Below are 13,925 nucleotides of genomic sequence, written 5' to 3'. Positions count from 1 at the left end.
TCGGTATGTCCGCACCTATCGTGATAGCCGGTGCCGGCCTGGCCGGATTACGCACCGCCGAGGAGTTGCGCCGCGCGGGGTACGAGGGCGAGCTGGTGCTGCTGGGTGACGAGCCGCGCGCGCCCTACGATCGTCCGCCGCTGTCCAAACAGTTCGTCCGCGGCGAAACCACCGCGACCCCGTTGCGTCCGGACGGGTTCTACGACGAGAAGCAGATCGACCTGCGTCTGGGTACGGCCGCGACCGGCGTGGACACCGACGCCAAGCAGGTGCGACTGGCCGACGGTTCCACGGTCGCCTACGAGCACCTGGTCGTCGCCACCGGGCTGCGGCCCCGGCTGCTGCCCGGCGCCGACGAGGTGACCGGGGTCCACGTGCTGCGCAGCCACGACGATGCGGTCGCGATCCGGGAGGGGTTGCGCGACACCACCGCGGCCCTGGTGATCGGCGCCGGATTCATCGGCTGTGAACTGGCCGCGAGCCTGCGCGCGCAGAACGTGCCCGTGGTGCTGGTGGAACCGCAGCCCGCCCCGCTGGCCGGGGTGCTCGGCGCGGAGCTCGGCGAACTGGTGGCCCGGTGGCACCGGGCCGAAGGTGTGGATCTGCGCTGCGGGGTCGGGGTGGCCGGACTGCTGGCCGATCCGGCGGGCAGGGTGCGCGGCGCGCGGCTGGCCGACACATCCGAGGTGACCGCGGACCTGGTGGTGTCGGGTATCGGCTCGCGTCCGGTGACCGACTGGCTGGCCGGGTCCGGGATCGAACTGGCCGAACCGACCGCCGGCGGCGGAGTGTTCGCCGACGAGGCCGGGCGGACCAGTGTGCCCGGCGTCTGGGCGGTGGGCGATGTGGCGGCGTGGCGGACCCCCACGGGTGAACATCGCCGGATCGAGCACTGGACCAATGCCGGGGAACAGGCCAAGCTGCTGACCTGCGCCCTGCTGGGAGTGGCGGCGCCGGGTATCCCGCAGGTCCCGTACTTCTGGAGTGATCAGTACGACCTGAAGTTGCAGGCGCTCGGTACGCCGCGCGCGACCGACGATATCCGCGTCCTCGCCGACGACGGCCGCAAGTTCCTCGCCTACTACTTCCGCGAGGGCCGGTTGTCCGGAGTGGTGGGCGCCGGGATGACCGGGCAGGTGATGAAGATGCGCGCCAAGATCGCCGCGGCCGCCCCGGTGGAGGAATTGCTCGGCGCGACTCAATAACCTGTGGGGGTGATCGTCGCGCTCATCGATTCGGGTTTCGGGTTGCTGCCCACCGCGGCGTGGCTGCGCAAGCTGCGCCCCGATGTGGACCTGCTGCTGCAGCTGGACCCCGAAGGGGCGCCGTGGGGCCCCAAACCACAGGACTGGATGATCGACCGGGTGGTCGCGGCCGGACGCACCGCGCGTGACCTGGGCGCCGAGGTGGTCGTGCTGCCGTGCAACACCGCCAGCGTGACCGCGCTCGAACACGTCCGGGCCGATCTGGGCGCCGCGATCCCGGTGGTGGGTACGGTCCCGGCTATCAAACCGGCCGCGGCGGCCTGCCGGTCGGTGGCCGTATGGGCGACCGCGGCCACTACGGCCAGCCCCTACCAGGCGGATCTGATCGCGCGGTTCGGTGGCGAGGCGAAGGTGACCGGGGTGGCCTGCCACGGACTCGCCGAAGCGGTGGACCGCGGTGATCTGGCCGGGGTGCGCGCGGCGGTGGCGGACGCGGCGGCCCGGACGCCCGCCGATATCGAGGGCGTGGTGCTGGGCTGTACCCACTACCCGCTGATCGTGGACAGCATCCTCGCCGCGCTGCCCGCCGGTGTCCGGCTGTTCGACAGCGCGCAGGCCGTCGCCGCGCAGACGGTGCGGCGGATGGAGGCGCTGGGGGGCGCGACGACCGGTGACGGGACCGTACAGGTGTATCTGAGCGGCCGGCCCGGAGTGCTGCCGCCCGGCGCGGCCGCGTACGAGTCCGGCCGCATCCTGGGGGCTCGGTAGGGCCGCCTGCACGGGCGTACAGGTGATTCTCCGGCCGCGGAAGTAAGGGTCGGCCTCCGCGCCGCGGTCCGCGAGCTGCCCGGTTCCGGCGCACGGCCCTCCGAGTGGTCCGGTTCCGGCGCACGGCCCTCCGAGCGGCCTCCCTGCGGACGAGCGCGGGGGCCGCTCCGTGCCGTTTCAGTCGATGCCGAAGGAGCCCGCGATGGTGTCGGCGACCGCGGTGACGGTGCCGCGGGCCACCGGCTGGCGCACGATCCAGGTTTGCATGGTGATCGGCGGGTCGACCAGCCGCCGCCACACCCATCCGGGCAGTAAGCGGCCCGCGGTGGTGCGGCTCAGGATCGCCCCGTTCGCTCCTGTGGCGTGCAGACAGGCCCGCGCATTCTCGGTGTAGTTGGCGAAATGCCACCGCGGTCTGATCCCGGCCTCATGGGCCGCGGATACGAGCCGATCGTGGCCGATGGGGACCTGGTCGCGGGCGTGCGCGAGAACGTCCATACCGTCGAGGGCGCTCAGCGGGCAGATATCGCCGGTGAACTCGCCCTCGATTCGCGGATCGACGACGAACCCGAACGGTTCCTCGAGAACCCGGTGCCGGACCAGATCTCCCGAGGGCGGTTCATGCACAAATGCTATATCGAGCCGTCCGGCGCGTAGCTGCTGGAGTTGGACGGTGCTGGTCGCATCGGTGAGCGAAAGGTATGCCTGGGGTACGGCCAGGCGTACGGTATCGATGATTTGCCCGAGCCAGGTGGGCGGTAGGCCGGGGGCCAGGCCGATCTGCACGATCTCGCGTACCGGGCCGGCCTCCCGGGCGGCGTCCTTCGCGGTATCGGCGTAGCGGAGCAGGGTGAGGACATGCTGATACAGGGCGGTTCCGGCGGGAGTGGGCACGATACCGGCAGGTACCCGGTCGAAGAGCGGCACGCCGCATTCGCGTTCGAGCTGCTGGACCTGACGGGTGAGGGCTGGTTGGGAGATCAGCAGTGCCTTCGCCGCCGCGGACAGCGAGCCGCGATCGAATACCTCGACGAAATACCGTAGCTGTCGTAGCTCCACCGTTGCTCCCCGTTTCGCAAACCGATCGGTATGCCATAACTTCAGGACATACCCGGGCCATCCAAGTGGCATTGGATCACGAGCCGTCCACGCGGTTGCATTGTGGTGGGCACCACAGCCGGCACGCATCGCGGGCGCCGGTGCCCCGGCTTCATTCGAAAGGACCTCCGGTGACCGCGATATCCCCCGCAACACCCGACACCCGGTATCGCTGGGTGGTGTTGACCCTCTGCTGGGCCGCCTTCACGATGACCTCGGTCGACCGGGCCACCTGGGGCCCGGCGGCAGGCTCGGTGGGCGAGGACCTCGGGGTGGCGGTCGCCGGCCTCGGTGTCTTCGCCACCACCTATTACATCGGCTACGTGATCTCCAACGCCATCGGCGGTTTCGTCGCCGACTGGCTCGGCGCGCGGATGACCGTCGGGGTGAGCATCCTGCTCTCCGGCGGGTTCATGCTCGCCTTCGGCGAGGCCGACAGCCATGCGATGGGCCTGCTCTTCCAGGCGTGTATCGGATTGTGCGCAGGCGCCGAAGTGGGCGGCGGCGTCAAACTCCTCACCAGCTGGTTCACCCCGCAGCGGCGCGGCTTCGCGATGGGTGTCTTCATGACCGCGACCTCGCTCGGGCTGGTGATCGCGAACGCGGTCGTGCCCCGGATGATCGAATCGCACAGCTGGCGCACCTCCTATCACCTGTTCGGGCTCACATCGATCGGCGTCGGCGTCCTGTGCCTGATCCTGCTGCGCCCCGGCCCGTTGGTGGAGGCGCGGGCCGAAACCGGTAGCCGCCCGAACCTGCGCCCGCTGCTGCGTAATCGCGGCCTGCTGCTGATCGCGCTCGCCGGGTTCGGCGCGCTGTGGGGCACCTACGGATTCATCACCTGGTCGAATCTGCTGATGGTCAAAGGCGTCGGTATCGATCCGGTGCGCGCCGGCACCGTGGTGGTGATCTTCGGCGCGGTGGCGGTCTTCTCCAAACCGCTGGTCGGCCTGGTCGGTGACGCGCTCGGGCTGAGTCGCCGACGGCTCACGATCGCGATCCTGGCGGCATTCGTCACCTGCCTGATCGTCTTCAGTTTCGCCACCACCGCCACCCAGTTCCTCTGGATCGCGCCGTTCCTCGGCATCACCGCCTACATCTACAGCCCGGTCATGATGGCGATGATCCCGACCCTGTCCGGGGCAGAACTCGCCGGGACGGCGACCGGCGGGGTGAACGCCTTCTGGCAGCTCGGCAGCACCATCGTGCCCGCCGTGGTCGGCCTGGTCTTCGCCGCGAGCGGCTCGTTCCAGCTGGTCTTCCTGGTTCTCGCCGCGGGGCCCTGCCTGGCGATCCTCCCCATGTTCTTCATCCGTGACGCCGACAACCGCGAATCCGCGTCCGGTGCCGCCGCCTCCGGCGACGGCAATGTGCTGATCCTCGCCACCAATGGAAAGGTCTGATCCCTGTATGACCCCGAGCAGTACCCACTACGACGTCATCGTCGCGGGCGGTGGATCGGCCGGTATCGCCGCGGCGGTGGGCGCCGCCCGGACCGGTGCCCGCACCCTGTTGATCGAACGCGGTCCGTGCCTGGGTGGCGCCGCGACGCTCCGCAATGTCGTCACCTACTGCGGCCTCTACACCCGCGACGACCTGCGGCAGGTCGTCTTCGGTATCGCCGACGAGGTGATAGGGCGGCTGAAGGCGCGCGGCGCGGTCGGCGAGCCGCGCCGGTTCAACGCGGTCACCGTGGTCTTCGACCCGGAGAACGTGAAGGTCGTGCTGGACGAGCTGTGCCGGGAAGCGGAGGTCGATATCCGCCTGCACAGCCTGCTGATCGGCGCGCATACCGAGGGCGACAGCATCACCGCCGTCGAGGTCGCCGATCACGAGGGTGTGCACCGGTTCACCGCCGACGCGTTCGTCGACGCCACCGGGGACGCCGATCTCGCGCACCATGCCGGGGCCGAAGTCCGTTACGGCACCGACGGCTGGGTCCAGAACGGCAGCCTCGGCGTGCGGTTCGGCGGTATCGCACCCGATGCCGAGGTCACGGTGGATACCGTCGGAGCGGCCGTCCGCAGCGCCAAGGCCGCCGGTGTGGACGGTCTGCTGGCCGAGTCGGGTCTGGTCGCCCGGATGCCGGTCTCCGGCGACGTCATCATGTACCTGGTGGACGAGGGCTACGACGCCCGGTCCGCCGCCGACACCACTCGCGCCGAGATCAGTGCCCGCCGGCAGGCCCAGGCGTATCTGCCGGTGGTGCGGACGATCCCCGGCGCCGAACTCGCCTATATCGTCACCACCGGCCCGGAACTCGGTACCCGGGAATCCCGCCATATCGTCACCCGGTATCGGCTGCGTGAAGCGGAGATCCTCCACCCGGACACCACCGAGAGCGCGGTCGCGATCGGGGCCTGGCCGATGGAGTACCACCCGGGCCCGGGTATCCCATCCACCTGGAAGTTCATCGGCGATCCCGGCTTCTATCCGATTCCGCTCGGTTGCCTGCGCAGTGTCGGCACGGATAATCTCTACGCCGCCGGGCGAACCCTCGACGGTGACCGGCAGGCCGGCGCGTCGCTGCGCGTCATGGGCACCGCCTTCGCCACCGGGCACGCGGCGGGAGTCGCGGCGGCGCAGCAGGCCCGAAACGGCGAGGTCACCACCGCGAGCGTGCGCGAGGAACTCCAGCGTCAAGGGGCCCGGCTACCCGAGCCAGTGCCGGTCTGACAGGCCGGTGGCGGCGGACCGGTCCCGGTGGCGGGCCGGCAGCCGACCGGCGAATCGCACCGGCGACGAGAAATCCGTGGTTGCGAGGTGCCGGCGCAACCCCGCGGCCCCGAATCGTCCGGCAACTCCGGACGACGGGGTGGCCGCCGCCGCATGCGCGTCGCTCGGGAAATTTCTGTGGTGCACGGGCACCGGTCGACGCGCAACCGCGCCCGCGACCTCTCGGTGTGAGCGAGCCCCTTCGGGCGGGCGATCAGAACTGGATACGCAGGTGGTCGGTGACCGGGCGGGCCTGGCAGCCCAGGATGTATCCGTTCTCGATGTCCTCGGGATCGAGGATCTCGGAGTTCGCCATCTCGACCTTGCCCTCGAGCACCGTGCAGGCGCAGGACCCGCACTCGCCCTCCTGGCAGGAGTAGGGCACATCGATGCCCTTGTCCAGCATGATGTCGACCAGGGTCTGTTTCCGTGGCCAGCTCAGGTTGTGCGTTTCACCGTCCAGCTCGACCTCCACGGTCGCCGCGTCCGCGGCCTCCTCCTCCGAGATCGCGGCCGGGGCGGTTTCGGCGAACGGGTCACCGGCGAGCGAGTTGAAGATCTCGGCGTGGGTGCGGCCGCGCGGTACCCCGAGCCGGGTGAGGGCGTCGTGCACCCCGTCCATGAAGGGCCGCGGACCGCACATGAAGGCCGCGTACTCGATGTAGGGCCGCAGCAGTTCGGACAGCGCCGGCACGGCCGGCAGGCCCTGCAGGGTTTCCAGCCAGTGCACCACCACCAGCCGCTGCGGGTTCTTCTCGGCCAGTTCGCGCAGTTCGCTCGCGAAGATCACCGATTCGGGGTCGCGGTTGGCGTAGAACAGCACGATCTTGCCGCCGCCCCGCGCCAGCGCGGATTTGAGAATGGACATCACCGGGGTGATACCGCTGCCCGCCGCGCACAGCAGCAGGTCCTCGTCGAGGTCTTTCGGGGTGAACACCCCGGACGGCGGCAACACCTCGAGTTGGTCACCCGGCTTGATGTTGTCGCAGAGCCAGTTGGAGCCGTACCCGTCGCTGGTGCGTTTGACCGTGACCTTGGGTAGGTCGTCGGTGAAGGGCGAACTCGCCAGCGAATAGCAGCGCGCCACCGATCCGGTGCGGTCGCTGGGGATGCGCAGGGTGAGGAACTGGCCGGGCTGGTACGCGAACTTCTCCCGCGCCTGCTCGGGGACCTCGAAGACCAGCGAGCTCGCGTCGGTGGTTTCCGCGATGACCTGAGCGACCCGCAATACGACGGATCGCGAGCCATGGGGCACTTCGACGGTGGTCATCTCGTCCTCTCGAAACACTGTGGCCGGTGGCTTCGAGCCTACGGCAAAACTAGAACGTGTTCCAATTTTAGCCTATGCCGGCGGATTGTTGGCGGACGAGCTGACCCTCCAGGCCGGAAACCAGGACGCCCACGCCGAAATCGTAGGAATACTTGCCGCGCAGATCGGGCAGGTATTCCATTGCGCGGGCCACTCGCTCCGGCATCACCACATCGGGCGGGGTGTCGAGGTTGCGCGGATTCACCCGGCGGCGGCCGAACAGGTAGGTGTGGATCGTGGCGTAACCGGCCAGGACATTGCGGTCGTCGAACCCGGCCTCGTAGAGGATCTCCATGATCCCGGCGATCAGGTCGAGCTGTTTCCCGAGCATCTGCTCGATGAGTACATCCCCCAGCCCGGGGTGCCGGCGCAGCCGTTCGTCGATCTGGGCCAGCAGATCGACCAAGCGGTCCTGCCAGGGGCCCGCGTCGGGCGGCGGTTTGCGCACCCCGGCGAGCGCCGCGCTGGCCACCAGGTCCAGTAGCTCGCGCTTGTCGGCGACGTAGTAGTACGGCGCCATGGGGGAGACGCCGAGCTCACGGGAGAGTCGCCGCATGGACAACTTCTCCACCCCGTCGGCGCGCACCACCCGAAGTGCCGCCTCGACGATCTCGGTCTCCGAGAGGGTGCTGCCGTTACCGCCCCCACCCCCGCTCGTCTGCATTCGCACGACTCCCATTGCCACCTCTACACGTCGAGCGGCACCCGCTCGTCACGTTCTGTTCAGCTGCTCTGCCCCCGCAGTCTAGGGCCACACCGGACGGGGCTGTGAGCGGAACCGGGGCATGCGGACGCGCATGGCCGGAGCGGAGGCGGAGGTACGCCTGGAGGTCGCGTTTCGGCGTGAGCGTGGACATTACCCGAAAAGTATTCCATTTTGTCAGTGGATGACGTTATGGTGTGACTGCGGTCGCACCGGGCGACCGCGGCGCCGGCGCTGTGCCGGGGCTCACCGGCGGTATCCCCAGCGGCGCCGCGGCGGGCGGGTCACCACGGCATCGAGCCGGCGCAGGCACCAATCTGTGGAGGTAGCCATGGCGGACAACCGCTCCTTCGGACCGGCCGAAACCGATCACCGCGGCCCGATCGCAACCGTCGACACCGAGGCGGCCGGCACCGCGCCCGTGATCGAGGAATCGCTGATCGAAGAGGTGTCCATCGACGGTATGTGCGGCGTCTACTGACCGGCGGGAGCCAACCATGCTCGATCTGGAAAACCGCTGGCAGTTGCATCCCCGGGTGGCGCTGCGGCCGGAACCCTTCGGTGCGCTGCTCTACCACTTCGGGACCCGCAAACTGTCGTTCCTGAAGAATCCGCGGATCGTCGAGATCGTGCGTTCCCTGCCCGGGCACACCTCGGCCCGGGCGGCCGTCCGGGCTGCCGGGATCGAGGACGCGGCCGCCGCCCCGTACCTGCGGGCACTGACCGAGCTGGCCGATTCGCAGATGATCCAGCGCGCGCCGGAAACGGCGGTGCTCAGCGAGCCCGCACCCTTCACCGGGGTGGGTCCGGCCGATCCGGCGGTCCGGCTGGTCGACCGTTTCGAATCGGGCCTGGCGGCTCCGATTTGCCTCACCTGGGAACTCACCTACGCGTGCAATCTTTCGTGTGTGCACTGTCTGTCCTCGTCGGGCAGGCGCGATCCCGGTGAACTCAGCACCGAACAGTGCAAGGCGCTGATCGACGAATTCCAGCGAATGCAGGTGTTCTACGTGAACATCGGCGGCGGTGAACCCACCGTACGTCCGGATTTCTGGGAACTGGTCGATTACGCGACCTCGCATCAGGTCGGGGTGAAGTTCTCCACGAACGGGGTACGGATCACCCCGGAGGTCGCGCAGCGGCTCGCCGCCAGCGATTATGTCGACGTCCAGATCTCGCTGGACGGTGCCGACGCCGAGGTGAACGACGCGGTCCGTGGGCCGGGTAGCTACGCCACGGCGATCCGGGCGCTGGAGAATCTCGCGGACGCCGGATTCCGGGACGCGAAATTGTCCGTGGTGGCGACCCGGCACAATATCGATCAGCTCGACCAGTTCAAGGAGATCGCGGACCGCTATGGCGCCACCCTGCGGCTCACCCGGCTCCGGCCGTCGGGTCGCGGTGCGGACGTCTGGGACGAACTGCATCCGCTTCCGGAACAGCAGCGCACGCTCTACGACTGGCTGGTCCGCAACGGCGACGGGGTGCTCACCGGGGATTCGTTCTTCCACCTCTCCGCCTACGGTCAGGCGCTGCCGGGGCTGAACCTGTGCGGGGCCGGCCGGGTGGTGTGCCTGGTCGATCCGCTGGGTGACGTCTACGCCTGCCCGTTCGCCATCCACGAGAAATTCCATGCCGGAAACGTGGTCACCGACGGCGGTTTCGCCACGGTGTGGCGGGAATCGGCGCTGTTCGAGGAACTACGGGAGCCCAGCGGCGGCGGAGCCTGCGCGTCCTGCGCGCACTACGACTCCTGTCGTGGCGGGTGCATGGCGGCGAAGTTCTTCACCGGACTGCCCGCCGACGGCCCGGATCCGGAATGCGTGCAGGGCTACGGGGAAGCGGCGCTGGCCGCCACCGGGCGGGTGATCCCGCGTCCGGCGGTGGACCATTCGCGTAAGAGCGCCCCGCGCAAAGCGCGCTCCGGAGGCCCGGTTCCGCTGACGCTGCTGCCGCCGGCGCGGCGTCCGGCACGCGCATGCGACGAGAGTCCGCTCGTGTGAGCACCTTCCGGAAAGCCACCCGGAGCGACGATAGCCAGACCGTTGCTCCGGGCGGCTTTTCATACCCGCGCTACAGCGGTGGTGACTCATTTCATGCCCGAACTTCCGGTGATTCCGGGAATTTCTTCAGCTCGAAGTACTTTTTCCCGGACTGCTGATGTCTTGTATCGAATCGGCAGTTACCATTCGTGGAATGCGCAGTGATCGCCTGCCCGACGGATTCGGGGTGCGGATCGACCCACGGGTACGCGCATACTCGGGGGGTCGAATCCTTATCGGAGGTTCACCTGCCCGATTGCTGCGCCTGGCTCCCGAGGCCGCCGAAATGATCGGTGACGGCTATCTCGAGGTGAACAGCCCGCAATCGGCGGTGGTTGCCAGACGGCTACTGGATTCCGGGGTGGCCAATCCCCGGCCGCGGCTGTTGCCGTCGCCGGAGGACGTGACGATCATCGTCCCGCTGCACAACAATCCCGGCGGACTGGACCGGCTGCTGGCCGTGCTGCGTGGTCATACGGTGATCGTCGTCGACGACGGTTCCGACGACGCGGTACGGATCGCCGACGAGCACACCGGCCGGTGCCGGGTGAAAGTGCTGCGGCACGAACGGCGCCGCGGTCCGGCCGCGGCCCGCAACACCGGTCTACGGGCGGCGACGACCCAGTTCGTGGCCTTCCTCGACTCGGACGTGGTACCGCGCAGCGGCTGGCTCGAAGTGATGCTCGGGCATTTCAGCGACCCCCAGGTCGCCCTGGTCGCGCCGCGGATCGTGGCGCTGGACCCGGAGACCAATACGCTGGCGCGCTACGAGCACGCCCGCTCCTCGCTGGACCTGGGCCGCCGCGAATCGGCGGTGCAATCGCGCGGGGTGGTGTCCTATGTGCCCAGCGCGGCGCTGCTGGTGCGCCGCTCGGTGCTGGAGGCCGAGGGCGGTTTCGACGAGACCATGCAGGTCGCCGAGGATGTGGATCTGTGCTGGCGCCTCGAACGCTCGGGCTGGCGGGCCCGCTACGAACCGGCCGCGCATGTGGCCCACGATCACCGGGTGTCGTTCCGGGACTGGTTCCGCCGCAAGATGTTCTACGGTACCGGCGCCGCCCCACTCAGCGACCGGCACGCGGGAATGGTGTCGCCGCTACAGGTGCCGAAATGGACCGCGGCGGCGGCGTTGCTGCTGGCCACCCGGACCCGCTGGGGTGCGCTGGGCGCCGGACTCACGCTGCTGCTGCCGTTGCGCCGGTTGCGGCGCGCGTTCGCCGGCGTCGACAACCCGACCGGTGTCGCGGCGATCTACGTGGCCCGCGGATTCTTCGCCGGTCTGTGGCGGATCGCCTCGGCCATGTGCCGGCACTACTGGCCGATAACTCTGGCCGCCATGCTGTTCTCCCGCCGGATAAGACAGATCGCACTGTCGCTGGCGGTGGCCGAGGGCGCGGTCGATTGGTACACCCATCGCGAGCCGGGCGGACTGGATCCGCTGCGCTATATCGCGTTCCGGCGGGTCGACGATATCGGCTACGGCACCGGCCTGTGGTTGGGCGCGCTCCGGGCGGGCAGCCCCGCCGCCCTGAAGCCCACCGCCCCGCCCCAGTAGTCCGAGCAGGTCACCCGCATGGTGGACACGCTGATCATCGGCGCCGGAACCGCCGGATGTGTGCTGGCCGCCCGGCTCAGCGAGGATCCGGGACATACCGTGCGGGTGGTGGAGGCGGGTAGTCACTGGGCTTCGGCCGACGACTTCCCACCGGAGCTCGCCGACAGTGCCGACCTGCCGCTCGGTGATCAGGCGGCCTGGCTGTGGCGGTATGCCGTAGCCCTGACGCCGGACCGGCCGGGCACCATCGTGCGCGGCCGCGGTATCGGCGGTTCGGGGTCGGTGAACGGCTCCTATTTCATCCGGGCCGCAGCCCGGGATTTCGCGGCGTGGAGCGGGGAGGTGGGTACCCGCTCGTGGGACTTCGAGTCGGTGCTGCCCTATTTCCGTGCGCTGGAGAACGATCACGACTATGGGGATCACCCCGGCCACGGCCGGGCGGGGCCGGTCCCGGTACGCCGGACGCGCTCGCCCACCCGACTGGTCGAGGAGTTCGGCACGGCCTGCCGGGAGCTCGGATTCGGCGAGGTGGCGGACTGGAACGCGCTGCCCGGCGGCCCCGAATCGGGTGTCGGCCCGGTGCCGTGCACGGTCGGGCCGCCCGACGGCTCCGGACGGCGCCATCGGATAGGGCCGGCGCATTCCTATCTGCTGCCGGCGCTGTCGCGTCCCAATCTGACGGTGCAGGGCGAAACCCTCGTGACGCGGCTGCGTTTCCGCGGCGGCCGGGTGGTCGGCGCCGACTGCCGCCACGGCGGCGAACCGGAGACGATCCGGGCCGACCGGGTGGTGCTGTGCGCGGGCGCGATCGAATCGGCGGCGCTGCTGCTGCGTTCCGGTATCGGACCGGCCGCCGAGTCGACGGCGCTGGGTATCCCGGTGGTCGTCGACGCACCTGTCGGGCGATGGCTCACCGATCATCCCGAAATCGGGATCGATTACCGGCATCCGGCGCCCGCGGGCCGGTCCGTCCCCCTGGAATACGTCCTGGAGTTCGACGATATCGAGATCCGTCCCTATACGGTCGCGTTCACACCGGGGGTGTACCGGATGGGCGTGACCCTGATGCGGCCCACCAGTTCGGGCACCATCGCGCTGACCGCGGCCGATCCGCTGGCCGCGCCGCGGATCGAACACGGCTACCTCGGGACCGGGATCGACCGGACCCGCCTGCGCAACGCGGTGGAACTCATCGGGCAGCTCCTCGGGTCCATGGCGGCCGAACCGGCGGGGTCCATCGGCCCGGTTTCGGATCGGTGGCTGCACGACCGTCTCGGTACCTCGCAGCATCTCGGGGGTACCTGCCGGATGGGACGCGCGGACGATCCGCGGGCGGTGGTCGACGAGCGGTTCCGGGTGCACGGGGTAGACGGGTTGTCGGTGGTGGATCTGTCCGTGGTGCCGGTACCGCTGAGCCGGGGCCCGCAGGCGACCGTGGTGCTGCTGGCGGAACGGGCCACCGGCGAGTTGCGCTGAATCTCCGGCCCCTCGATCACCTCCCTGTACGCTCCGCCGCGCATTTCGAACCATGGAGCAGTCGATGGTGCGCTAATCGGTGGCGAACTCGTGCGGCCCGGCCGCCCGGCAGCCCGCGAGAGCCCGAATCTCCCACTGGCGCGGCCGTGGCCGGTGCGGTACTTTCCACCGGTGCGATTCGCCGGTCGGTGATCAGGACCGGCCTCTGTGCAGACATCCGGACATTGCCCGCCACCCGGGAGCGAATCGCCGCCACCGAGGTATAGCCGACTGCTATCGGCGTACCCCCACTGCCTGCGCCGGGCCAACCGGTGTGGCAGGTGAGCTGTATCGGTCGGGGATACAGCTCACCGGGGTCGGCCCGTCGAAATACCAAGCGGCACCGTGCAATATTGCATCCCCATTTTCGACACCCCGGGTCGATCTCCCGGGAATCGGACCGCGAGCTTGTACTCTGGTCCCTCGGGTGGCCCGCTGCGGCAACGTGATCCGGCCACCCGAGAATCCGCACCCGGCGCCGGACACGGGGAAGGTACGGCGCCGGGTGCGGAAGTCTCAGCGAACTCCCCGCGACCCACAATTGTCGACTTCGATCGACCCGCGGTCACCCCGATGAATTACTGGACAGCGGTTCTCGCCGTTCAGGCAGAGTGCACGCGTCGCGCTGGGAGATCCGATCGGCCAACCATCTCGAACTCGGCGCTTAGCGGCAGTTCTGACCTGCACGCACGGTTTTCGGCTCCGACCAGAGAAGGCTGCCGGAACGAGCATGAAGCTCGATTCATGTAGAAGAAATCTATGTAGAAGTCTTCTACATAGATTGCAGTGTCCTGTAGGGGTGGTTCGTCAGCGCTGCGGGCACAGGGTCGGCCCCACCCACCGACGAGCAAGGCCGTCGAGGAACCAGCGGGTTCGGTGCATGAACGCACTGCTCCTCACCCCCGAGATGGGGGATGCGGGGGACTGTCAGCGATCTTGTGGGCGGGGCGGTGATCCGACAAGCTGAGGCGGCCTGCTTCAGCGGAAAGGATTGTCGTGTCGGAGGAGTCGAAGT

At 69.1% G+C, this 13,925-nt stretch carries 11 protein-coding genes; 8 read left to right on the top strand and 3 right to left on the bottom strand.

The window, feature by feature from the left end:
• Positions 1-5: 5 nt before the first annotated feature.
• Positions 6-1,205 carry an FAD/NAD(P)-binding oxidoreductase gene (locus AB0H42_RS32280; RefSeq protein WP_357062876.1) on the top strand — a complete coding sequence of 400 codons (1,200 nt, stop codon included), beginning with the start codon at positions 6-8 and terminating at the stop codon, positions 1,203-1,205.
• Between the two features lie 9 nt (positions 1,206-1,214).
• Positions 1,215-1,973, top strand: coding sequence for an aspartate/glutamate racemase family protein (locus AB0H42_RS32275; RefSeq protein ID WP_357062874.1), 759 nt, complete (start codon positions 1,215-1,217; stop codon positions 1,971-1,973).
• A gap of 177 nt (positions 1,974-2,150) precedes the next feature.
• On the opposite strand, the gene AB0H42_RS32270 is transcribed toward AB0H42_RS32275, so the two are convergent.
• Positions 2,151-3,032 (bottom strand): LysR family transcriptional regulator, encoded by an 882-nt coding sequence (locus tag AB0H42_RS32270; RefSeq protein ID WP_357062872.1) that lies wholly within the window; start codon positions 3,030-3,032, stop codon positions 2,151-2,153.
• A 170-nt stretch (positions 3,033-3,202) separates the two neighbouring features.
• On the opposite strand from AB0H42_RS32270, the gene AB0H42_RS32265 reads away from it, so the two are divergent.
• Together AB0H42_RS32265 and AB0H42_RS32260 are read left to right on the top strand one after the other, a co-directional pair.
• Complete coding sequence (locus AB0H42_RS32265; protein WP_357062870.1) at positions 3,203-4,474, top strand: MFS transporter; 1,272 nt, start codon at positions 3,203-3,205, stop codon at positions 4,472-4,474.
• Between the two features lie 7 nt (positions 4,475-4,481).
• Positions 4,482-5,747 carry an FAD-dependent oxidoreductase gene (locus AB0H42_RS32260; RefSeq protein ID WP_357062868.1) on the top strand — a complete coding sequence of 422 codons (1,266 nt, stop codon included), beginning with the start codon at positions 4,482-4,484 and terminating at the stop codon, positions 5,745-5,747.
• Positions 5,748-6,000: 253 nt separating this feature from the next.
• Here the strand turns inward: AB0H42_RS32260 and AB0H42_RS32255 are convergent, their stop codons facing one another.
• Together AB0H42_RS32255 and mftR2 are read right to left on the bottom strand one after the other, a co-directional pair.
• Entirely contained in the window at positions 6,001-7,056 is a 1,056-nt protein-coding gene (locus AB0H42_RS32255; RefSeq protein ID WP_357062866.1) for a ferredoxin--NADP reductase, read from the bottom strand.
• Positions 7,057-7,123: 67 nt separating this feature from the next.
• Complete coding sequence (gene mftR2, locus AB0H42_RS32250; RefSeq protein WP_357062865.1) at positions 7,124-7,774, bottom strand: mycofactocin system transcriptional regulator MftR2; 651 nt, start codon at positions 7,772-7,774, stop codon at positions 7,124-7,126.
• Positions 7,775-8,180: 406 nt separating this feature from the next.
• Here mftR2 and mftA point away from each other — a divergent pair, with 406 nt between their 5' ends.
• The 4 genes from mftA to mftG all read left to right on the top strand — a co-directional run bounded on the left by mftA (position 8,181) and on the right by mftG (position 12,871).
• Positions 8,181-8,279, top strand: coding sequence for a mycofactocin precursor MftA (gene mftA / locus AB0H42_RS32245; protein WP_308212423.1), 99 nt, complete (start codon positions 8,181-8,183; stop codon positions 8,277-8,279).
• A 16-nt stretch (positions 8,280-8,295) separates the two neighbouring features.
• Positions 8,296-9,801 carry a mycofactocin radical SAM maturase gene (mftC, locus tag AB0H42_RS32240; RefSeq protein ID WP_357062864.1) on the top strand — a complete coding sequence of 502 codons (1,506 nt, stop codon included), beginning with the start codon at positions 8,296-8,298 and terminating at the stop codon, positions 9,799-9,801.
• 193 nt (positions 9,802-9,994) lie between these two features.
• On the top strand, positions 9,995-11,395 hold the full coding sequence (mftF, locus tag AB0H42_RS32235; RefSeq protein ID WP_357062862.1) for a mycofactocin biosynthesis glycosyltransferase MftF: 1,401 nt from the start codon (positions 9,995-9,997) through the stop codon (positions 11,393-11,395).
• Between the two features lie 18 nt (positions 11,396-11,413).
• Positions 11,414-12,871, top strand: coding sequence for a mycofactocin system GMC family oxidoreductase MftG (gene mftG, locus AB0H42_RS32230; RefSeq protein WP_357062860.1), 1,458 nt, complete (start codon positions 11,414-11,416; stop codon positions 12,869-12,871).
• The last annotated feature ends 1,054 nt before the right edge of the window (positions 12,872-13,925 follow it).

It is taken from the genome of Nocardia sp. NPDC050799, from assembly GCF_040654015.1.
Classification (GTDB): domain Bacteria; phylum Actinomycetota; class Actinomycetes; order Mycobacteriales; family Mycobacteriaceae; genus Nocardia.
This window is presented reverse-complemented; position numbering and strand designations above follow the sequence as displayed.